This is a genomic window from Polaromonas aquatica, from assembly GCF_042659145.1.
GTDB lineage: Bacteria > Pseudomonadota > Gammaproteobacteria > Burkholderiales > Burkholderiaceae_C > Polaromonas > Polaromonas aquatica.
Genome location: NZ_JBHSRS010000084.1, coordinates 219,851 through 241,061, shown reverse-complemented (window position 1 = coordinate 241,061; position 21,211 = coordinate 219,851). Strand labels below are relative to the sequence as shown.

At 62.0% G+C, this 21,211-nt stretch carries 20 protein-coding genes; 13 read left to right on the top strand and 7 right to left on the bottom strand.

The features are described 5' to 3' along the window. Nucleotides 1-62: 62 nt before the first annotated feature. Both ACFQND_RS22340 and ACFQND_RS22335 read right to left on the bottom strand, forming a co-directional pair. The gene (locus ACFQND_RS22340; protein ID WP_371439742.1) at nucleotides 63-1,460 is read right to left on the bottom strand and encodes a sensor histidine kinase; all 1,398 of its coding nucleotides are present in this window, start codon (nucleotides 1,458-1,460) and stop codon (nucleotides 63-65) included. 4 nt (nucleotides 1,461-1,464) lie between these two features. Then, nucleotides 1,465-2,157: a response regulator transcription factor gene (locus ACFQND_RS22335; protein ID WP_371439741.1), complete on the bottom strand. Its 693-nt coding sequence runs from the start codon at nucleotides 2,155-2,157 to the stop codon at nucleotides 1,465-1,467. A gap of 182 nt (nucleotides 2,158-2,339) precedes the next feature. On the opposite strand from ACFQND_RS22335, the gene ACFQND_RS22330 reads away from it, so the two are divergent. The 11 genes from ACFQND_RS22330 (at nucleotide 2,340) to ACFQND_RS22280 (ending at nucleotide 14,178) form a co-directional block, all read left to right on the top strand. Next, nucleotides 2,340-3,299, top strand: a complete 960-nt coding sequence (locus ACFQND_RS22330) for a Bug family tripartite tricarboxylate transporter substrate binding protein (RefSeq protein ID WP_371439740.1) — start codon at nucleotides 2,340-2,342, stop codon at nucleotides 3,297-3,299. A gap of 88 nt (nucleotides 3,300-3,387) precedes the next feature. Continuing rightward, the gene (locus tag ACFQND_RS22325) at nucleotides 3,388-3,915 is read left to right on the top strand and encodes a tripartite tricarboxylate transporter TctB family protein (RefSeq protein ID WP_371439739.1); all 528 of its coding nucleotides are present in this window, start codon (nucleotides 3,388-3,390) and stop codon (nucleotides 3,913-3,915) included. An 89-nt stretch (nucleotides 3,916-4,004) separates the two neighbouring features. Next, on the top strand, nucleotides 4,005-5,510 hold the full coding sequence (locus tag ACFQND_RS22320) for a tripartite tricarboxylate transporter permease (RefSeq protein WP_371439738.1): 1,506 nt from the start codon (nucleotides 4,005-4,007) through the stop codon (nucleotides 5,508-5,510). Nucleotides 5,511-5,631: 121 nt separating this feature from the next. Beyond that, nucleotides 5,632-7,116 carry a sigma-54 interaction domain-containing protein gene (locus ACFQND_RS22315; RefSeq protein WP_371439737.1) on the top strand — a complete coding sequence of 495 codons (1,485 nt, stop codon included), beginning with the start codon at nucleotides 5,632-5,634 and terminating at the stop codon, nucleotides 7,114-7,116. Nucleotides 7,117-7,260: 144 nt separating this feature from the next. Then, complete coding sequence (locus ACFQND_RS22310) at nucleotides 7,261-8,448, top strand: substrate-binding domain-containing protein (RefSeq protein ID WP_371439736.1); 1,188 nt, start codon at nucleotides 7,261-7,263, stop codon at nucleotides 8,446-8,448. Between the two features lie 78 nt (nucleotides 8,449-8,526). After that, nucleotides 8,527-9,303: an ABC transporter ATP-binding protein gene (locus tag ACFQND_RS22305; protein ID WP_371439735.1), complete on the top strand. Its 777-nt coding sequence runs from the start codon at nucleotides 8,527-8,529 to the stop codon at nucleotides 9,301-9,303. After that, entirely contained in the window at nucleotides 9,300-10,025 is a 726-nt protein-coding gene (locus ACFQND_RS22300) for an ABC transporter ATP-binding protein (protein WP_371439734.1), read from the top strand. Before ACFQND_RS22305 ends, ACFQND_RS22300 begins: the two co-directional genes overlap by 4 nt. After that, nucleotides 10,022-11,005 carry a branched-chain amino acid ABC transporter permease gene (locus ACFQND_RS22295; protein WP_371439733.1) on the top strand — a complete coding sequence of 328 codons (984 nt, stop codon included), beginning with the start codon at nucleotides 10,022-10,024 and terminating at the stop codon, nucleotides 11,003-11,005. Before ACFQND_RS22300 ends, ACFQND_RS22295 begins: the two co-directional genes overlap by 4 nt. A gap of 9 nt (nucleotides 11,006-11,014) precedes the next feature. Continuing rightward, a complete protein-coding gene (locus ACFQND_RS22290; protein ID WP_371439732.1) occupies nucleotides 11,015-12,097 on the top strand; it encodes a branched-chain amino acid ABC transporter permease in 1,083 nt (360 codons plus the stop codon). 25 nt (nucleotides 12,098-12,122) lie between these two features. After that, entirely contained in the window at nucleotides 12,123-13,262 is a 1,140-nt protein-coding gene (locus tag ACFQND_RS22285; RefSeq protein ID WP_371439731.1) for an ABC transporter substrate-binding protein, read from the top strand. Nucleotides 13,263-13,311: 49 nt separating this feature from the next. Next, nucleotides 13,312-14,178, top strand: coding sequence for an alpha/beta fold hydrolase (locus tag ACFQND_RS22280; RefSeq protein WP_371439730.1), 867 nt, complete (start codon nucleotides 13,312-13,314; stop codon nucleotides 14,176-14,178). Between the two features lie 61 nt (nucleotides 14,179-14,239). On the opposite strand, the gene ACFQND_RS22275 is transcribed toward ACFQND_RS22280, so the two are convergent. Both ACFQND_RS22275 and hemH read right to left on the bottom strand, forming a co-directional pair. After that, nucleotides 14,240-14,503, bottom strand: coding sequence for a hypothetical protein (locus ACFQND_RS22275; protein ID WP_371439729.1), 264 nt, complete (start codon nucleotides 14,501-14,503; stop codon nucleotides 14,240-14,242). Between the two features lie 43 nt (nucleotides 14,504-14,546). Next, complete coding sequence (gene hemH, locus ACFQND_RS22270) at nucleotides 14,547-15,650, bottom strand: ferrochelatase (protein WP_371439728.1); 1,104 nt, start codon at nucleotides 15,648-15,650, stop codon at nucleotides 14,547-14,549. A gap of 74 nt (nucleotides 15,651-15,724) precedes the next feature. Between hemH and ACFQND_RS22265 the strand changes: the two genes are divergently transcribed. Next, entirely contained in the window at nucleotides 15,725-16,420 is a 696-nt protein-coding gene (locus ACFQND_RS22265) for an HAD family hydrolase (protein WP_371439727.1), read from the top strand. 64 nt (nucleotides 16,421-16,484) lie between these two features. Here ACFQND_RS22265 and hpnE read toward each other — a convergent pair whose 3' ends face one another. The 3 genes from hpnE to hpnC form a co-directional block, all read right to left on the bottom strand. Continuing rightward, complete coding sequence (gene hpnE, locus ACFQND_RS22260; protein ID WP_371439726.1) at nucleotides 16,485-17,792, bottom strand: hydroxysqualene dehydroxylase HpnE; 1,308 nt, start codon at nucleotides 17,790-17,792, stop codon at nucleotides 16,485-16,487. Between the two features lie 247 nt (nucleotides 17,793-18,039). Next, nucleotides 18,040-18,882, bottom strand: coding sequence for a presqualene diphosphate synthase HpnD (gene hpnD, locus ACFQND_RS22255; RefSeq protein WP_371439725.1), 843 nt, complete (start codon nucleotides 18,880-18,882; stop codon nucleotides 18,040-18,042). A 138-nt stretch (nucleotides 18,883-19,020) separates the two neighbouring features. Next, nucleotides 19,021-19,902 carry a squalene synthase HpnC gene (gene hpnC / locus ACFQND_RS22250; RefSeq protein WP_371439724.1) on the bottom strand — a complete coding sequence of 294 codons (882 nt, stop codon included), beginning with the start codon at nucleotides 19,900-19,902 and terminating at the stop codon, nucleotides 19,021-19,023. Nucleotides 19,903-19,993: 91 nt separating this feature from the next. Between hpnC and ACFQND_RS22245 the strand changes: the two genes are divergently transcribed. Then, entirely contained in the window at nucleotides 19,994-21,208 is a 1,215-nt protein-coding gene (locus ACFQND_RS22245; RefSeq protein WP_371439723.1) for an efflux RND transporter periplasmic adaptor subunit, read from the top strand. The last annotated feature ends 3 nt before the right edge of the window (nucleotides 21,209-21,211 follow it).

The window sequence follows — 21,211 nt, the reverse complement described above, 5'->3', positions numbered from 1 at the left end:
ACAGCCCCCTCGGGGATCAGCGTAGCACACGAAGATGGCAAGTGTGGGCCCCGGTGGGGTCCTTAACTTGCCAGTGGCAGGCGGGCAATGGCATCCAGCCCGACAACCTTGCCGTGTATCACCCGGTTGTCCAGCGAGATGCTGCCGCCCAATGCATGGGTGATCTCACGGCAGATGGCCAGCCCCAGGCCGGAGCCGTGCCGCACATTGCCGGCAGAAAAAGGCTGGTACAGGCGAGTGGCCAGCTCGGCTGAGATGCCGGGGCCGCTGTCGCTGATGGTCAGGGCTGCGTGGGTTGAGTCACTGACGATGCGCACTGCCAGCGTACCGCCTTCGGGTGTGTGCTTGATGGCGTTGTGCAGCAGGTTGCGGGCGAGTTCGCCCAGCATCCATTCGTGCGACCGGATCAGTGCGGGCACGGTCTCTATATCGAAGTCAATGTTTTTCCCGGCAATCAGTGCCGAGAGGTCCAGTGCAACTGAACGCACCACCTGCGCCAGGTCCATGACCTGCAGGTCGGCTTGCTGGCGCAACTGCTCGACCTTGGCAAGCGACAGCATCTGGTTGGCGAGTGTGGTGGCGCGGTCTACCGTCTGGTTGATTTCACCCAGGGCATCCAGCGCGTTGATGTCGCCGTGCAATGCCGACTGAACCTGCACCTTGAGCACAGCCAGCGGTGTGCGCAGCTGGTGCGCGGTGTCGCGTACAAAACGTTTCTGGTGGTCCAGTAGTTGCTGCAGGCGCCCCATGACAGCATTGGTGGCATCCACCAGGGGAAGCAGTTCACGCGGTGCACCGGCAGCGGCAATCGGTGTCAGGTCGCCTTCGGGCCGGGCCTGCAACTGGGCACTGAGGTCGCGCACCGGCCGGGTTGCGCGCTGCACCACCACGACCACGACCAGCGCAATCACGGCTATCAGCAGGGCCTGGTGCCAAACCGTGTCGAACAGGATTTTTCGCGCCAGCGTCTGGCGCAACTCCAGTGTTTCCGCCACCTGTATGACGGCCATGCCGCGGCCCTGTGCGCTGGCGACAGGCTGCAGCAGCACGGCCACACGCACGTCGTCTTCCATGAATACGTCGTCGTAAAAATCCACCAGCGCCGCATAGGGCGGCTTGGCCGGGATGTGCCCGCGCCAGAAGGGCAGTTGGGCAAAGCCTGAAATCGTTTCGCCGTTCAAGGTGGAGACGCGGTAAAAAAGGCGGCTCTGGTTGTCGGCTTCGAAGGCTTCCAGCGCGGCATACGGCACCGTGACGCGCAGCTCGGATTTTTCGTCGTAACCGGTCACATCCAGTTGCTCACCAATCGACTTGGCCGAGGCCAGCAGTGTGCGGTCGTAGGCCGTGTTGACGGCACTGAGCGCCTGGCTGTAGAGGCTGAAGGTGTTGACGATGACCAGCAGGCAAACAGGAACGAGAATGCCCAGAAGCAGGTACTGGCGCAGGGAGATTGCTTTCATTGCCTCATGGCTCCACTTTCAACAGGTACCCCAGGCCGCGCAGGGTCATCAGCGTGACGCCGGTGCGCGCGAGCTTTTTGCGCAGGCGGTAGACCACCACTTCAACAGCTTCGTATTGCACGTCCATCTCGCCGGGAAAGACCAGCTCAAACAGCTTTTCCTTCGAGACGGCATGGCCCGGCTTGACCATCAGGGCCTGCAGCAGGGCCAGCTCACGTGGTGTGAGCTCCAGCACCTGGCCCTCGTGGTAGATGGCGCCGCTCTCCTTTTCATAGCGCAGTGCGCCCACTATCTGGCTGCCGGCGCCGGATTCGGCCACGGGTGCCCGGCCCGGGTCGGAACGCCTGCGGCCCAGGGCGCGCAAACGGGCTTCAAGCTCATCGAGGTCAAAGGGTTTGGGCAGGTAGTCGTCCGCCCCAAGGTTCAGGCCCATGATGCGGTCGCCGACGGTGCCGCGCGCCGTCAGGATCAGCACCGGCGTGGCCAGTCCCTGCTTGCGCGCCAGCTCCAGCACCTGCAGCCCATCCATGCCCGGCAGGCTCAGGTCCAGCACCACAACATCGGGCTGTGTCGCCGCCCACTCGGCCAGCGCCAGGGCGCCGTCGGTGCAGCCAGAAACTTCGATGCCGCGACGGTTGAGTGCGCGCTGCAGGGCAACCTGCATGGATGCGTCGTCTTCAATCAGCAGCAGTTTCATGGGTCTGTTCGGGATGGGGCGTGGACGGAAAGGGGTGAGGATGCGTGTTATGCCAGCCCCGGACATTAGCACTTTCCCCAGTGTTTCCGGACAGCAGTTTGACAGCCAGGAGGCGCATGATTGAAAGCTGTCAGCCGTTTTCAGTCCGTTTACCGCCTTTCCGAACACCAAGGAGACATGCAATGCGTCGTGATACTTTCCTCAAATCCATGGCCGCGCTGGCCGCTGCCGGGGCCTTTCCTTTCTCCGCCCATGCGGCTGCCAATGTCAAGATGATGATTCCGGCCAATCCGGGCGGCGGCTGGGACACCACGGGCCGTGCACTCGGCAAGGCACTGACGGAGGCGAAGGTGGCCGACACCGTGACTTATGACAACAAGGGCGGCGCCGCCGGCGCGCTGGGCCTGGCCCAGTTCGTCAACGGCTCCAAGGGCGACCCGAACGCGCTGATGGTGATGGGGGCCGTGATGCTGGGCGGTCTGATCACCGGCAAGCCGCCGGTCAGCCTGTCGCAGGCCACGCCGATAGCCCGCATGTCCAGCGAATACAACGTGTTTGTGTTGCCGGCCAATTCACCCTTCAAGACCATGAAGGATGTGGTGGACCAGCTCAAGAAGGACCCCGGCAGCGTGAAGTGGGGAGGCGGTTCGCGCGGCTCTACCGAACACATTGCCGCAGCGATGATTGCGCAGAAGGTTGGCGCTGATCCTTCCAAGATCAACTACGTGGCTTTCCGCGGCGGCGGTGAGGCCACGGCCGCCATCCTGGGCGGCAACGTCACCGTCGGCGGCAGCGGCTACAGCGAGTTTGCCGAATACATCAAGGCCGGCAAAATGAAGGCGATCGCCGTCACGTCCGGCAAGCGCCTGGACGGTGTGAATGTGCCCACGCTGAAAGAGCAGGGCATTGACGTTGAAATCGGCAACTGGCGCGGTGTGTACGGCGCACCCGGCATCAGTGCCGAGCAACGCAAGGCCCTGACAGAGATGGTGCTGGCCGCGCTCAAAACACCTGCCTGGGCCGAAGCGGTGAAGAAAAACGACTGGACACCAGCGGTGCTGACCGGCGACGCCTTTGCGAAGTTTGTGGACGACGACTTCGCCAGCCTGCGTGCCACCATGGTCAAGTCCGGCATGGTCTGACGCACGGCATCCCAGTACCCCGGCGCGCTGCCAGTCGAAAGGCCAGCGCGCCGCTTTTATATCCATTCGCAGTTTTCGGGAGCATCCCATGACACATCCAGAATCCCAGGCGGCCCCGGCATCGGTCTGGCCGCAAACCCTTGTCGGCATAGGCGTGCTGCTGACCGGCCTGGCGCTGGCTTTTGGCGCCATCAGCATTTCTTCCGAGGCCGGCTACGGCGGCGTCGGCCCCAACTTCCTGCCCTGGCTGGTGTCGATTGTGCTCACGCTTTGCGGCATATTGATCATTCGCGAAGCGCGCACCGGCGGCTTTCGTGAACTGGAAACCCCTTCGGGCGCGGCGCGCGCCTATTGGCCGGGTTTTGTCTGGGTCTCGGCAGGGCTGTTGCTCAATGCGGCCCTGATCACCACCATAGGTTTTATCCTCAGCTGCGCCCTGTGCTACCTGCTCGCCGTGCAAGGCCTGCGGCGCGCCAGCGGCCAGCCCTCGGGCGCTCCGCGCACCTGGCTCATCGACTTCATCACCGGTCTGCTGATTGCCGGGCCGGTGTTCTGGACCTTCACCAAATTCCTGGCGATCAACTTGCCCGGCATCACCGCAACGGGATGGATCTAGAAATGTGCCCCCACGCTCTTCACTTTGTGTATTCGCTGCCCCCCGAGGGGGCGCAAGCCCCCTTCGGGGCGGCCCGTCAGGAGGCTTAAATGGAAATCTTTAACGCATTAATGTCGGGTTTCGCCACGGCGATTACCCCGGCCAACCTGATCTGGTGCCTGGTCGGCTGCGCCCTGGGCACGGCCGTGGGCGTGCTGCCCGGCATCGGCCCCGCGGTGGCGGTGGCCATGCTCTTGCCCATCACGTCCAAGGTTGACGTCACGGCCTCGATGATTTTTTTCTCCGGCATTTATTACGGCGCGATGTATGGCGGCTCGACCACCTCCATCCTGTTGAACACCCCGGGGGAGACGGCCAGCATGGTCACGGCCATGGAGGGCAACAAGATGGCCAAGAGCGGGCGAGCGGGCGCCGCACTGGCGACAGCCGCCATAGGCTCGTTTGTGGCGGGCACGATTGCGACGGTCATCGTCACCCTGTTCGCACCGTTTGTTGCGGACTTTGCCGTCAAGCTCGGCCCGCCAGAGTATTTCCTGTTGATGCTGCTGGCCTTTACCACCGTCAGCGCGGTGCTTGGCAAAAGCACCTTGCGCGGCATGACTGCGCTTTTTGTTGGTCTGGCTGCAGGCTGCGTCGGCCTTGACCAGATCTCAGGCCAGGGCCGTTACACCGCAGGTGTTCCCGAGTTGCTGGACGGCATTGAAATCGTGCTGGTCGCCGTCGGCCTGTTCGCCGTGGCAGAAGTGCTGTACGCCGTGCTGTATGAAGGCCGATCGGTGGAAGAGCAGAACAAGCTCAGCCGTGTGCACATGAGCGCCCGCGACTGGAAACGTTCCATCCCTGCCTGGTTGCGCGGCACGGCCATAGGCACGCCGTTTGGCTGTATTCCCGCGGGCGGCACCGAGATACCGACTTTCCTTAGTTATGCGATGGAGAAAAAGCTCGCCAAGGACAAGGACGCCAGGGCCGAGTTCGGCACCACCGGTGCGATTGAGGGTGTGGCCGGCCCGGAAGCCGCCAACAACGCGACTGTGACTGCGGCCTTGATTCCCTTGCTCACGCTGGGCATTCCAACCTCCAACACCACCGCCATCCTGCTCGGTGCATTCCAGAACTACGGCATACAGCCCGGCCCGCAATTGTTCACGACCTCGGCCACGCTGGTCTGGGCGCTGATTGCTTCGCTTTACATCGGCAACGTGATGCTGCTGGTGCTCAACCTGCCCATGGTCGGTTTGTGGGTCAAGCTGCTGAAAATCCCCAAACCGCAGCTCTATGCGGGCATCCTGATTTTTGCCACGGTGGGGGCGTACGGCATGCGCCAGAGCGCGTTCGACCTGTTCCTGCTGTATGCCATCGGCCTGCTCGGTGTGGCGATGCGGCGCTTTGATTTCCCGACCGCGCCTGTGGTGGTCGGCATGATCCTCGGCCCACTTGCAGAAGCGCAACTGCGCAATGCGATGTCGATAGGCGAGGGCAGTGCGGCGGTGTTCTTCCAGCGCCCCATGTCGATCACGCTGGTGGTGATTGTGGTTGCGGTGCTGGTGTTGCCGCGCGCGGCAAAGATGTGGTCGCAGCGCTCCAAAACGGCCTGAAACCCTGGAATTTCATTAAGTAAGGGCCATGGCCGGCGTAAATTAAGCGCTGTCAGCTATCAAAAGCATAGCTGATGCCTGCTGCGTTCATGCCGGTCAATGTGGGCGGTAACATCCGTCCATGGAAAAAACTGATTCACTCCCGCGCGACGCCCAGAGCATTCTGGAGCTGGCAGCGCGGTCCATGTTTCATTTGTTCTCCAGCATCAGCCAGGGCATGTTCCTGGTCGACATCACCGGTCGCATCGTCTGGCTCAATGAGGGCTACAAACGGTTTTTGCCAGCCCTGGGCTTTTCATCGGTCGACGAGTTTGTCGGCCACATGGTGGAAGAGGTCATCCCCAACACACAGATGCGGCGGGTACTGGAAACCGGCGAAGCCTTCCTGATTGATTTGCTGACCAACCGCGCCGGCACCTTTGTCGTCAGCCGCATCCCGCTGCGTGATGAAAGCGGCGGCCATGTGATAGGCGCCATCGGCATCGTACTGTTCGACCACCCCGAAACCACCTTGCAGCCGCTCATCAGCAAGTTTGCGTTGCTGCACCGCGACCTGGACGATGCGCGCCGCGAACTGGCCAGCCAGCGCCTGCGGCACACCGGCGGGCAGCGCCAGTCCAAGCACACTTTTGCAAGTTTTATAGGCACCAGTCCTGCCGCCGTCGAGGTCAAGCGGCAGGCACGCCGTGCGGCACAAACCTCCAGCCCGGTGCTGCTGCTGGGTGAAACCGGCACCGGCAAGGAACTGCTGGCGCATGCGATTCATGCGGCCTCGGCACGCGCACGTGGGCCCTTCATCAGCGTCAACATTGCGGCTGTGCCCGACACCCTGCTGGAGGCTGAATTTTTTGGCGTCGCTCCCGGTGCCTACACGGGCGCAGACCGCAAGGGGCGTGAGGGCAAGTTCAGCCTGGCCGATGGCGGCACGCTGTTTCTTGACGAGATAGGCGACATGCCGCAGGCGCTGCAGGCCAAGCTGCTGCGCGCGCTGCAGGAAGGCGAGATAGAGCCGCTGGGCTCGAACAGGCTGGTTCCGTTTGATGCGCGTGTCATCGCTGCCACTTCGCGCGACCTCGCGGTGCTGGTGCGTGAAGGACGGTTTCGCGAGGACCTTTTTTACCGCCTCAATGTCCTGCCTGTGCGCGTGCCGCCGCTGCGTGAGCGCCGCTCCGACATTCCTGCCCTGCTTGAGGTGCTGGGCGAAGAAATGGCCCTGCGCAGCGGCGACCGCCAGCCCGAGCTGTCTGCCGATGCGCTGGCGCTGCTGTCCGCGCAAACCTGGCGCGGCAATATCCGCGAGCTGCGCAACGTGCTTGAACAGTCGGCCATGCGCAGCGATTCGGCCAGCATTGGCCGTGCGCAGGTGGAAGAGGTGTTGAAGGAGTCCGGTATTGAGCGCATCGCACCTGCGCTGGCTGTGATGGATGGGGCTGCGTCTGCTTCTGATCCCTTGCGGCCACTGGCGGAGCAGGTGGCTGAGCTTGAGCGCCGGGCCATTGCAGCCGCCATGGAGGCTACCGGTGGCAACAAGCTGGCAGCCTCGCGCATGCTGGGGATTTCGCGTGCAAAGCTCTATGAACGTCTGGATAACCCTGATCGAAAATAAGACATTTGCCTGAAATAAATACAATTAATTTGTATTTATTTCAGACAATAATCCGACTGTCAGATAAATATCTTTATAAATCAATGGTTTAAAGCTGGCACGCACTGTGCAATCATGGTGCGTAACCCAAAACAGGAGACTTCCATGTACCGTCGTACCTTGATCGCGCTCGCAGCGATCTCCGCATCCCTTGCCTCGCCCCTGGCATTGAGCCAGTCCGGTGAAATCAAAATCGCCCACATTTACAGCAAGACCGGCCCGCTCGAAGCCTATGGCAAACAGACAGCCGTCGGTTTCATGATGGGCCTGGACTACGCCACGGGCGGCACCATGATGGTTGCCGGCAAAAAACTCGTGGTGATTGAAAAAGACGACCAGGGCAAGCCCGACCTCGGCAAGTCGCTGCTGGCCGCCGCTTATTCGGACGACAAGGCCGACCTGGCTGTCGGCCCGACGGCTTCTGGTGTGGCGCTGGCCATGCTGCCAGTCGCCGAAGAATACAAAAAGATCCTGCTGGTCGAGCCTGCCGTGGCGGACTCCATCACCGGCGACAAATGGAATAAATACATCTTCCGCACGGGCCGCAACAGCAGCCAGGACGCGATCTCCAACGCCGTGGCGGTGGACAAGGCCGGCGTGACGGTGGCCACCCTGGCGCAGGACAACGCTTTCGGGCGCGATGGCGTAAAAGCCTTCAAGGAAGCCATCAAGAAAGCAAAATTCGCGCATGAGGAATACCTGCCCGCGGCGACCACCGACTTCACCGCCGGTGCGCAACGCCTGATCGACAAGCTGAAAGACCAGCCTGGCCGCAAGATCATCTGGATCGTCTGGGCCGGTGCCGGCAACCCGTTCAAGATTGCCGACATGGACCTCAAGCGCTACGGCATTGAGATCGCCACCGGCGGCAACATCCTGCCGGCCATGGCCAGCTACAAGAACCTGCCGGGCATGGAAGGCGCAACCTACTACTACTTCGGCATCCCGAAGAACCCGGTCAATGAGGCCATGGTGGCCCAGCATTACAAGCAGTTCAAGGCACCGCCTGACTTCTTTACGGCAGGTGGCTTCTCTGCTGCCATGGCGGTAGTCACTGCGCTGAAAAACAGCAAGGGTGACGCCTCCGCCAATACGCTGATCAAGACCATGGAAGGCATGAGCTTTGATACACCAAAGGGCAAGATGACTTTCCGCAAGGAAGACCATCAGGCGATGCAGAGCATGTACCACTTCAAGATCAAGGTGGACCCGGCCTTTGCCTGGGGTGTGCCTGAACTCGTTCGTGAAATCAAGGCCGAAGAGATGAATGTTCCGATCAGGAACAAGCGTTAATTCACAGTCACATCGTTCGGGCTGAGCTTGTCGAAGCCCAGCTCGGGCGCTCACCTGTCGCATCGACGGGAATCCTAAATGCTTCAAACAAAAGAACTCACGGTCCGCTTCGGCGGGCACGTGGCGGTGAATGCTGTCAGCTGCACTTTCCAGCCAGGCACGCTGACGGCCATTGTTGGCCCCAATGGGGCCGGCAAAACCACGTATTTCAACCTCATCTCGGGCCAGATCAAGGCCACGGGCGGCGAGGTGCTGCTCAACGGCAGCAGCCTGGCAGGCATGAGCCCTTCGGCCAGAACGCGCGCCGGGCTGGGCCGTGCATTCCAGCTGACCAACCTGTTTCCCAACCTGTCGGTGCTGGAGAACGTGCGTCTTGCCGTGCAGGCGGCGCGCTCAGGCAAACATCTGCGCGGGCTTAACCTGTGGAGCATCTGGAGCGACCATAAGGCGCTGACGCAGCTTGCCGAAGAGGTGCTGGAAGCCGTCAGCATGGCCGACAAACGCCATACGCCGGTGGCCAGCCTGCCGCACGGCGACCAGCGCAAGCTTGAAGTCGCACTGCTGATGGCACTGGAGCCGGACGTGTTCATGTTTGACGAGCCCACGGCCGGCATGAGTGCCGACGAAGCGCCGGTCATCCTCAACCTGATCCGCAAACTCAAGAACGACAAACGCAAGACCATACTGCTGGTGGAGCACAAGATGGATGTGGTGCGTGAACTGGCCGACCGCATCATCGTGCTGCACAACGGCACGCTGGTGGCCGATGGTGAGCCAGCAGAAGTGATTGCCTCACCCGTGGTGCAGGAAGCCTATCTGGGTGTAGCACCCGTATCTCAGGGGGAGGGCGCATGAACGCCAATTTGCTGACGCTGGAAGGCGTTCACACACACATAGGTGCGTACCACATCCTGCACGGCGTGGACCTTGCCGTGGCGCGCGGCCAGCTCACCATGCTGCTGGGCCGAAATGGCGCGGGCAAAACCACCACGCTGCGGACCATCATGGGCCTGTGGCAGGCTTCAAAAGGCCACATCACGTTTGACAACAAGGACATCACGGCGTCCGACACGCCGCAGATCGCTGAACTCAATATTGCCTACGTGCCTGAAAACATGGGCATCTTTTCCGATCTGACGGTCAAGGAAAACATGTTGCTTGCGGCGCGCAAGGCCAGCCGGGCGAGCCAGATGGACGAGGCGCGGCTGAAGTGGATTTTTTCGCTGTTCCCTGCGGTTGAGAAATTCTGGAACCACCCGGCCGGCAAACTGTCTGGCGGTCAAAAACAGATGCTTGCGGTCGCGCGCGCCATTGTCGAGCCGCGCGAGCTGCTCATCGTGGACGAGCCCAGCAAGGGCCTGGCACCCGCCATCATCAACAACATGATCGATGCCTTTGCCCAGCTCAAGGCGACCGGCACCACCATCCTTCTGGTGGAACAAAACATCAACTTCGCAAAACGCCTGGGCGACCGTGTTGCAGTGATGGACAACGGACGCGTGGTGCATGCCGGCTCCATGCAGGCGCTGGCTGAAGACGAAGACTTGCAGAAGTCATTGCTGGGACTCGCGATATGAAACAGATTGACTTTGACTGGAAGCCCCTCCTGCTGGTGCCTGTGCTGGCACTGCTGGTATTGCCCTTCATCGGTTCGACTTCGACCTGGGTTACGCTGACGGTGGCCGGGCTGGCGATGGGCATGATTATTTTTATCATTGCCTCCGGCCTCACGCTGGTGTTTGGCCTGATGGACGTGCTCAACTTTGGCCACGGCGTGTTTATCGCGCTCGGTGCCTTTGTCGCCACGACAGTCCTTGGCCTGATGAGCGACTGGACGGGTTCGCAGGAGTTGTGGCGCAACCTGGTGGCGGTGTTCCCGGCCATGCTGGTGGCCATGGCAGTGTCGGGTGCCCTAGGCCTGGCGTTTGAGCGTTTCATCGTGCGCCCCGTGTATGGCCAGCACCTCAAGCAGATCCTGATCACCATGGGCGGCATGATCATTGGTGAAGAACTCATCAAGGTCATCTGGGGCCCGCAGCAGATTCCCCTGCCCCTGCCAGAAGCCTTGCGTGGTTCGATGCTGCTCGGCGATGCGGCGATTGAAAAATACCGCCTGCTGGCCGTGGTGGTCGGCCTGTTTGTGTTTGCCCTGCTGGCGTGGACCTTGAGCCGCACCAAGATCGGCCTGCTGATTCGTGCGGGCGTGCAGGACCGCGAAATGGTGGAGTCGCTTGGCTACCGCATCAAGCGCCTGTTTGTCGGGGTGTTTGTGGTCGGCAGCGCGCTGGCCGGCCTGGGCGGTGTGATGTGGGGCCTGTACCAGCAGAGCGTCACGCCGCAAATGGGCGCGCAGGTCAATGTGCTGATCTTCATCGTCATCATCATTGGCGGCCTTGGCTCCACAGGCGGTGCGCTGATAGGCGCCTTGCTGGTCGGGCTGATGGCGAACTACACCGGTTTCCTGCTGCCCAAGGTGGCACTTTTTTCGAACATCGCGCTGATGATGGCCATTCTTTTGTGGCGTCCACAGGGTGTGTACCCTGTGGCTAATCGGTAGGAATTGATCATGCTGAAAAGACTCCTCTCCGACGACTTCCCGCGCAGCCGCGTGCTGGCCGTGATGCTGGTGCTGCTGCTTGTGGCGCTGGCCGCAGCGCCGTTTATCTTTCCTGGCATCAAGGCGCTGAATGTTGCCGCCAAGGTGCTGATCTTCATCGTGCTGGTGGCCAGTTTCGATTTGCTGCTGGGTTACACCGGCATCGTCAGTTTTGCGCATACCATGTTTTTCGGCATTGGCGCATACGGCATTGCCATTGCCACAACACGCATGGGGCCGACCTGGCAGGCGCTGGCCGTGGGGCTTGTGTCGTCACTGGCCATTTCTTTTGTGCTGGCGTTGCTGGTGGGACTTTTTTCGCTGCGAGTCAGGGCCATCTTTTTTGCCATGATCACGCTGGCCGTGGCTTCGGCATTCCTGACGCTGGCATCGCAGCTGTCAGACATTACCGGTGGTGAAGACGGCCTGACCTTCAAGGTGCCGGAGCTGCTGTCGCCCAGCTTCGAGTTTTCCGAGCAGCCCTTCCTTGGCGTGACGCTGGACGGGCGTCTGCTGTGTTACTACCTCTTGTTTGTGGTGGCTGTGGTGTTGCTGCTGGCCATGCTGCGCATCGTGAACTCGCCTTTCGGGCGCGTGCTGCAGGCGATCCGCGAGAACGAATTCAGGGCCGAGGCGATTGGCTACCGCGTGGTGGTTTACCGCACGCTGTCCAGCATCTTGTCCGCGCTGTTTGCCTGCCTGGCCGGCGCCATGCTGGCGCTCTGGCTGCGCTACAACGGGCCGGACACCTCGCTGTCCTTTGAAATCATGATGGACGTGCTGCTGATCGTGGTGATTGGCGGCATGGGCACGATTTACGGGGCCGCGCTCGGCTCGGCCCTTTTCCTGGTGGCGCAAAGCTACCTGCAGGATTTGCTGCGACTGGGCAGCGAATCCGCGTCTTCCTTGCCCTGGCTGGCTGCCTTGCTGTCGCCCGACCGCTGGCTGCTCTGGCTGGGCGTGCTGTTTGTTCTTTCGGTGTATTACTTTCCCAGCGGCGTTGTGGGGCGGCTCAGGGCCGCGGGGGTGCAGGGAGTCACAAACAGGGCCTGAACACAGGCACCACAGGAGACAAATCATGAAGGCATTTAAAGCATGGGGCCGGCAGACGGTGACAGCGCTGGCGTTGTATGGTTTGGCCGGGCTTGCACCGGCAGCGGAACTGGTGATCGGGCAGGTGGCGCCCTTGTCCGGTGTGCTGGCCAGTACCGGGCACCAGATGGTGGTGGGCGGGCAGATCTATTTTGATGCCATCAATGCGCAGGGCGGCATACACGGCGCAAAAATCCGGCATGAGGTGGTCGATGACGGCTACAAGGTGGCCGAGACGGTTCGCCTCACGCGCGAGATGCTGGCCCGGCCCGAGGTGGTGGCGCTGTTTGGCTTTGCCGGCACGGCCAATGTCACGCAGCTCCTGACCGATGGCGTGCTGGATGTGGGCGGCGCCGCGCTGGTGGCGCCCTATACCGGCGGCGAGTCCTTGCGCACGCCTTTTAACCCGTGGATTTTCCATGTGCGCGCCGGTTATGCCGACGAGGCCGAACACATGGTGCAGCAGTTGACGACACTGGGCATGAAACGTATTGCCGTGATGTACCAGGACGATGGCTTTGGCAAGGCCGGCTTGCTGGGCGTGACCAACGCGCTGGACAAACGCCAGCTCAAGCTGGCCGTGGCGGCGAGTTACGAGCGCAATACCGACAAGGTTGAAGAGGCTGTCAAAAAGATCAAGGCCTCCGACGCGCAGGCCATCATCATGGTGTCGGTCAACAAGTCCACGGCGGCCTTCATGAAGCTCTACCGTGAAAGCGGCGGCGGTGCGCAGCTGTACAACATTTCCGTGGTGGACCCGGCCGAACTGGTCAAGCTGGCCGGCCTGAAAAACGCACACGGCCTGGGCATCAGCCAGGTGGTGCCGTATCCCTATATGGCCAACCTGCCGGTGGTGCGCGAGTACCAGGCCCTGCTGAAAAAATATGCACCCAAGGAACTCGTCAACTACACAAGTTTTGAAGAGTTTGTAGGCGCCAAGGTACTGGTCGAGGCCCTGCGCCGCGCTGGCCCCAACCCGACGCGGGCCAAAGTGGTCAAGGCGCTGGAGTCCATGGGCAGTTACGACACCGGCGGTATCACCGTCGGCTACTCGCCCAGCAACCGGGTCGGCTCGCGTTATGTCGAGGTGACCGTGATCGGCAGCACCGGCAAGCTGCTGAAGTAGGCCCGGATCCCGCCATCCCCAAAGCATTGTTCATAAAGACGGTCAACCCATGCCATTCAGCTCGCACTATTTGACTTGCGCAGGACGCGAGATCCACTACACGGAGTGGGGTGCGCAGCACGAGCGTGTTGTCATCGCATGGCACGGGCTGGCGCGCACCGGGCGCGACATGGACGAGCTGGCCGAACACCTGAGCAGCCGCTACCGCGTGATCTGCCCTGACACCATAGGCCGCGGCCTGAGCCAGTGGAGCCCGCGGCCAACGCATGAGTACTGCCTGCGCTTTTATGCGCGCATTGCGGCGGCGCTGTTCGATCAACTCAAAATTGAAAAAGCGCACTGGGTGGGAACATCCATGGGCGGCGCGATCGGCACGGTGTGCGCTTCAGGCCTGTTCCAGCCAGGCATGAAGCAGCGCATCCTGAGCCTGACCCTGAACGACAACGCTCCGCAACTGGCAGACGAGGCCATAGGCCGCATCCGTGCCTATGCCGGCAGCCCGCCGGCGTTTGCCACGGTGGTGGAACTCGAAGCGTTTTTCCGTGTGGTCTACAAACCCTATGGCTGGCTGAGCGACGAGCAGTGGCGACGCCTGACCGAAACCTCCACACGCCGCTTGCCCGACGGGCGCGTCACGCCGCATTACGACCCGGCCATGGTGCAGCAGTTCATCAGCCACCCCAACGACTACCTGATCTGGGACCACTATGACGAGATCAAAATACCTGTGCTGTGTTTGCGCGGTGCCGAGTCCGACCTGGTGCTGCGCGAGACGACCAGCGCCATGATGCGCCGCGGGCCGGGCGCCTGCGGCTTGACGCAGGTGGTTGAGATTGAAGACTGCGGTCATGCGCCGGCGCTGAATGTGCCGGACCAGCTGGAGCGGGTGACGGCGTTTATTGATGCTGCGGGTTGAATTCTATTTGCTATTGAATTGATAGCTGGTGGCGCGCATTACATGAGGGCCAGGGGCATATTTAATGCCTGAAAGTGGCCGGAGTGGCGGGGCGCGGCTGCATCAGCGTTGCTGAAACAATTTCTGCGTCGGGCGCTGCAAAGGATGTGTTGTGCCGTTCCGTGAGCGGGCCGCCGCCGGGAATGAGCTCACCGCCGGGGCCGTAACCAATCGCCTTGAACTTCCACAAGCCCCTGATCAGTTTCAGGTTGCCGACGTGGCTGCCCTGTGCGTCCAGTACGCGGAAGACACCTTCGTTGGTCTGGCTCAGTGTCAGTTCAGGCAAGTGGTTTCTCCTTGTTTTTCATGCGCATGTGTGCTGCATGCCTTTACTGGCTTGCGCCCAGCGATTGCGCCGCAGCCCGCATGGCAGCCAGCTCCTGCGTATTCGCACCGGCCTGTGTCGGCCAGCCGGCCAGGTGTTGCACGCTGAACTCCGCCAGCGCGGCCAGCCACACCGGGCTGTCGTTCAGGCATTCGATGTAGTTGAATGCCTTGCCGCCCGCTTCAAGGAATGCGTGGCGCGCTTCCATGTTGATTTCTTCCAGCGTCTCCAGGCAGTCGCCGGTAAAACCCGGGCACACCACATCAACGCTTTTGACACCGGCCTGCGCCATACCGATCAGCGTGGGTTCGGTGTAGGGCTCCAGCCATTTGGCCTTGCCGAAGCGTGACTGGAAGGTGACTTTGTAGCTGTCTTTTTCCAGGCCCAGGCTTGACGCCAGCAGGCGTGCGGTTTTGTGGCACTCGCAGTGGTAGGGGTCGCCGAGCTTTAGCGTGCGTTCTGGCACGCCGTGAAAGCTCATGAGCAGTTGCTCGGCCTTGCCGTTGACCCGCCAGTGCGCGCGGACCCGGTCGGCCAGCGCGTCTATGTAGCCGGGCACATCGTGGTAGTTGTTGACGAAGCGGAACTCCGGCAGGCGGCGCACTTTGGCTGCCCAGGTGTAGACCGCATCAAACACGCTGGCGGTGGTGGTACCGCTGTATTGCGGATAGGCGGGCAGTATCAGCACGCGTGTCACGCCGTCAGCCTTGAGCTGGTCCAGCTGCGATGCAATCGAAGGGTTGCCGTAGCGCATGGCATAACGCACCTCTACTGCATGGCCGCGCACGGCCAGGTAGCCGCGCAGCATCGTGGCCTGCTTTTCGGTCCAGACCTTGAGCGGCGAGCCTTCTTTCATCCAGATGCTGGCGTATTTGGCCGCCGATTTTTTGGGCCGGATGCGCAGGATGATGCCGTGCAGGATCAGCCACCAGAGCAACCTGGGGATCTCCACCACACGATGGTCGCTCAGGAATTCAGCCAGGTAGCGGCGCAGCGCTGGCGCGGTGGGGGCATCGGGCGTGCCGAGGTTGCAAAACAGGATGGCGGTGCCGGACGCTGCTTTGGGCGCCTGCCCGTGCTGGAAGGTGGGTTCGGTGGCAAAAGACATGGGTTATTCTCGCTTACCTAACTTTCCTGAACCTGCCTGCGACTTCCATGCTCCGCAGCACCTTTTTATAAAACATGCTCGACCTGAAAAGAATCAAGGCCGTCACCCTGGACCTTGACGACACGCTCTGGCCCGTGTGGCCAGCCATTGAGCGCGCCGAAAAGGCACTTGAAAACTGGTTGAGCACGCATGCGCCCATGACGGCGGCACTGTTTTCCAACGCCGTGGTGCGCAATGAAATCCGTGCGCACGTGGTTCGCACACGGCCCGAGTTGAAGCACGACATGGGCGCCATCAGGCGTGAGGCGATACGCCTGGCGCTGTACCGCTCCAGGGAAAACCCGCTGCTTGCCGAGCAGGGCTACGAGATATTTTTTGCGGAGCGCAACCGGGTGACCCTGTTTGAAGATGCCTTGCAGGCGCTGGAATTCCTGTCTGCGCGTTTTCCCGTGGTGGCGCTGTCCAATGGCAATGCCGACATTGAGCGTATAGGCCTGCAGCGGTATTTCAGTGCCAACGTCAGCGCGCAGGCGTTTGGCGTGGGCAAGCCCGACCCGCGTATTTTTCATGCAGCGGCCGGGGCTGTGGATACCGTTCCTGAAAACGTCCTGCATATCGGTGACGATGCCATGCTGGATGTCCTGGGCGGGCTGAATGCCGGTATGCAGACGGTCTGGCTTAACCGGGCAGCCAGCGAATGGAAACACGCCGAGAAGCCGCATATCACCGTGGGCAGCTTGACCGAGCTGTGCGATTTCATCGCAGCCTGAGGCGCGCCGGCGCAGTTTTTCTAATAAAAAGTGCCCATGGCCGGCGATATGCCTGCGCAACCAGCTATTGAATTGATAGCGATTTAGGCGCCGGGTCCGGCAGGGCCCTGGCCGCCTCCAGTCCCGAGCGCACCGCCCCTTCCAGGGTTGCAGGGTAGGGTCCGTCGATGTAGTCACCGCAGGCCAGCAGGCCGGGGGCGATGTGCAGGCCGGGCCGCTGCAAGCCGGGCGAGCAGGCAAAGGTGGCGCGTTTTTCAACAATGGTTTGCAGGAGCTGCAGGCCGCTAAGTCCGAGTTGCGCTGCGGCTTGCGCCTGCACCTGGGACCCCAGGGTGGCGCTGTCGCCTTCGCTGATGCTCACCACAAAGGCCAGCAGCCCGGGCGCGCCGCCGAGTTGCCCTCGGTCAAACACAAACTGCGCAGGATGGCCCTTGCCCGGGCGCAGCGCCAGCATGGGCTGGCTCAAACGAGCGCCGGGTGCCAGGGCATACACCGTGGCGATGGGTTCATGCTGCAGGCCGCGTGTTTGTGTGAGCCAGGGTTCGCAGGGCAGGCCATTGGCCTGCACCAGCCGCGCCGCATCTGTGGACGGGCAGGCCAGAACGACGCTGTCAAACGCACCGAAGGTATCGGCTTCGCCTGCCAGCATCCAGTGTTTATCGGCCCGTGTGATGGCCTGCACGCGTGCGCCCAGCCGTACCTCGCCGCCATGGCGCTGCAGCCAGGCCAGCGCGGCATCCGGCATCAGCGCACTCAGGTCAATGCGCGGCAGCAGCAGGTTGGATGCGCCGTTGCCTGCAAACAGCGCATCACGCATGACACGCAGAAACACCTGGCCGCTGGCCCGCTCCGGCGGGGTGTTGAGGGCCGACACGCACAGTGGCTCGATCAGGGTGTGCATCACCGTAGCCGGGAGCCCACTGCATAAATCCGAGACCGACAGTTGCGGTGCACATTCAAAACGGCGCAACTGCCAGCCAAAGCACACCTTGAGGAGTGAAAATTTGTCGTGCCAGGACCAGCCGCGTGTACCCAGGATGCCGGCCAGTGCATCCAGCGGCGCAGGCAGTCGCGGCAGCCTGAGACCGCTGCCGTCGGGGAACTGCATGGTGAGTGGCAGGCGCAGCAAGCCGGCCGAAACGTCCACGCCGACATCGGCCATGAGTTTCAGGCTTTCGCTGTAGGCGCCGATCAGGATGTGCTGGCCGTTGTCCAGTGCCTGCGCCTGGCCGGCCAGCATGAGCTCGACACGCCGTGCACGGCCGCCGGCAGTGCGGCCAGCCTCAAAGATCGTGACGTGATGACCGCGCCGGGTGGCTTCAACAGCCGCCGCGCAGCCGGCCCAGCCCGCGCCGATGATGGCGACCTTCACGGTTGAGACAGCGAAACCGCCATGGTATCCCTACCCGCGATCTGCAGACCTTGGCCGAAGCGAGGTTTTCGCCAGCCGGGGCCGCGGAACTGGCTTTGCCAGGCCGCAGGCGCAGCGCCCCCTAGGGGGGCAGCGAACCACACGAAGTGGGGAGCGTGGGGGCGATCGGCCGCAGCGCCGGGCCGCCCCAAGCAAGGCCAGCCCCCTAGGGGGGCAGCGAACCACACGAAGTGGGGAGCGTGGGGGCTCATTGAATTTTGCCGAAGGCCTGGGTTTTCCACGCCAGCCAGAACTTGCGCAGCGGCGTCAGGCTGACCCGCTGGTGCAGCACCTGGTAGTTGTCGGCTGCAATCTCGCGCAGCAGGGTGCGGTAAATGCTGGCCATCATGAGGCCGGGTTTTTGCGCCCTGCGGTCGGCGGCGGGCAGCATGGTGAGGGCCTCATCGTAAAGCGCCAGTGCACGCTGGGTCTGGAACTGCATCAGTGCGGTGAAACGGTCTGAGTACTGGCGCTTCAGCACTTCATGCGCCTTGACGTCAAACTGCTGCAGTTCGTTGACCGGGATGTAGATGCGGCCGCGCAGGGCATCTTCGCCCACGTCGCGGATGATGTTGGTCAGCTGGAACGCCAGGCCAAGCTTGTGGGCATAGGCCGTGGTGCTTTCTTCGGTCTGGCCAAAAATACGCGCAGCGACTTCACCGACGATGCCCGCCACCAGGTGGCAATAACGCTGCAGGCCGGGAAAGTCGAGGTAACGGTTTTGCTCCAGGTCCATCTGGCAGCCTTCAATCACGGCCTGCAAATGGCGCGCTTCAATCTGGTACTTGCCCGCCAGCGGCATCAGCGCCTTTGTCACGGGGTGGCTGGGCTGGCCGGCAAAGGACTTGCTGACTTCGTTTTGCCACCAGGCCAGTTTGGTCCTGGCTACGCCGGGGTCAACGACTTCATCGACAACGTCGTCAATCTCCCTGCAAAAGGCGTAAAACGCCGTGATGGCGGCGCGCCGCTCCTTGGGCAAAAACAAAAACGCGTAATAAAAACTGCTGCCGGACGCGGCGGCTTTTTCCTGTACATACTGCTCGGGGGTCATGGTCTCAATTGTTACATGACCCCCACGCTCGCTCACTGCGTGTAGCTCTCTGCCCCCCGAGGGGGCCGCTGCGCCTGCGGCCTGGCAAAGCCAGTTCCGCGGCCCCGGCTTGCGAAGGCCTCGCTCCGCTTCCGATTTTTACATCCAGAGTGCGCGCCAAGCCATGACTGTGGCATCCCATGCGGTGAGCTTTGGACGTTCACGAAGCGTTGCGAAACCAAGCTGTTCGATCTTTTCAGCGATGCGCAGGCCGCCCTGGACCACCAGCCGCAACTCCCAGCCAGCCCGGCCGGGTACGGTTTTTACCAGCGGTGCGCCTTCGCGCATCAGTGTTTGTGCCCAGGCGACATTGGCCGCTATCAGGCCGGTCGTGGCAGGGTTGACCTGCAAGGCCAGCAACTGCAGCTCGTCAACCGAGTGCGTTGCCCAACTGTCCGCAGGCAGGTAAATGCGGCCGTTCGGGATGTCCCGGCTCAGGTCCTGCCAGAAATTGATGAGTTGCAGGGCGCTGCAAACGCAGTCGCTTTGCCGGAGCGAAATTGCATCATGCACGCCATAGAGGTGCAGCAGCAGCCGGCCCACCGGGTTTGCGGACCAGCGGCAGTAATCCAGCAGTTCGGCCTGGCTGGCGTAGCGGGTTTTGACGACATCCTGCTCAAAGGCGCTGAGCAAATCGGCCAGCAAATTTACCGGCAGCCCAAATTGTTTGATGACGGGTTGCAGGCGCGCAAAAACCGCTGCCCAGCGGGCAGAAGCAGGCTGGCCGCCGGCACAGGCAGCCAGGTCGGCGCGGTAGGCGGCCAGGTCAGCCAGGCGTGTCGCGGCTGTGGCATCACCTTCGTCGGCCAGGTCGTCGGCTGTTCGTGCAAACCAGTAAATGGCGGCTATGGCCGGGCGCAGGGCGGGCGGGCAAAGAAAGGACGCTACCGGAAAGTTTTCGTAGTGGTCTACCCCCTGGCTGAGACCATGCGGGGCTGTAGCGGCGCCACGGTCAGGGACGGGGTTGCTGGCGTGATTCATGGCCTGGATTGTCGCTTGACAAGTATTCAGGTTTACCCTAGATTACTAACCAGTCAGTCATTAATTGAGAAATTCAGCCTTTACCCAAACCATGAAAAAAACCATTTTTGCGCTGGCCGGCGCAGCTTTTTTGCTGGCCGCCTGTTCTCCAGCCGCACCGCCTGAGGAGCCTGTTCGTGCAGTGAAGGTGCTGACGGTTGGAAATGCTGCTTTTTCGTCCAGCCATGAGTTTGCGGGTGAGGTCAGGGCGCAGGTGGAGTCGAGGCTGGGATTCCGCGTGGCCGGCAAGATCATCAAACGGCAGGCTGAACTGGGCCAGCGCGTCCAGGCCGGCCAGGTGCTGGCCCAGCTCGATCCGCAGGATTACAAACTGGCCGCCGATGCCGCCAAGGCCCAGTTGCGCGCTGCCGAGACCAACCGTGACCTGGCGGCTGCGGATTTCAAGCGCTACAAGGAGCTGAAAGACCAGAACTTCATCAGCAGCGCCGAACTGGAGCGCCGCGAGACAACGCTCAAGGCCGCGCAGGCCCAGTATGAGCAGGCCCAGTCACAGCTGGCGATGCAGGGCAACCAGGCCAGTTATGCCTCGCTGGTCGCGGATGTTGCGGGCGTGGTCACCGCGCTGGAAGCCGACCCTGGCCAGGTTGTTGCGGCCGGAACGCCTGTGGTGCGTATTGCCACCGATGGTTTGCGCGATGCGGTTTTTTCCGTTCCTGAAGACAAGGTCACCTTGTTCAGGCCAGGCATGCCCGTGAAGGTGCGTGGCTGGAACCAGGACACGCAACTGGCGGCAAAGGTGCGCGAGGTGGGCGCCAGTGCCGACCCGGTCACGCGCACCTACATGGTCAAGGTGTCGCTGGAGGCCAGGGACACGACACCGCCGCTGGGCGCGACCGTCTATGTTGTGCCTCAGGGTTTGGGCGCTGCGGGGGCGGAGGGCCTGCAGGTCATCAAGCTGCCGACCAGCGCGCTGAGGCAGGAAGGCAAGGCCACTGCCGTCTGGGTGCTGGACAAGGCCAGCATGACTGTCAGGTCGCAGACAATCCAGATTGCCACGGCCGATGGCAACGAAGCCGTCATCGCGGCAGGCCTGCAGCCGGGCATGCTGGTGGTGAGCGCCGGTGTCCATGTGTTGTCGCCCGGGCAAAAAGTCAGTATTTATCAGGAAAAAGCGGGCCTGGCCCCCGTGGATGGCGCGCAGTCAGCTATCAATTCAGGAGCGGTTGATGCCGCGGCTGTAAAACTTGTTGCCGCGACGCCTGCTGCCAGTGCGGCAACTACCGCTGCTTCCAGCGTCGGGAAGTAAGGC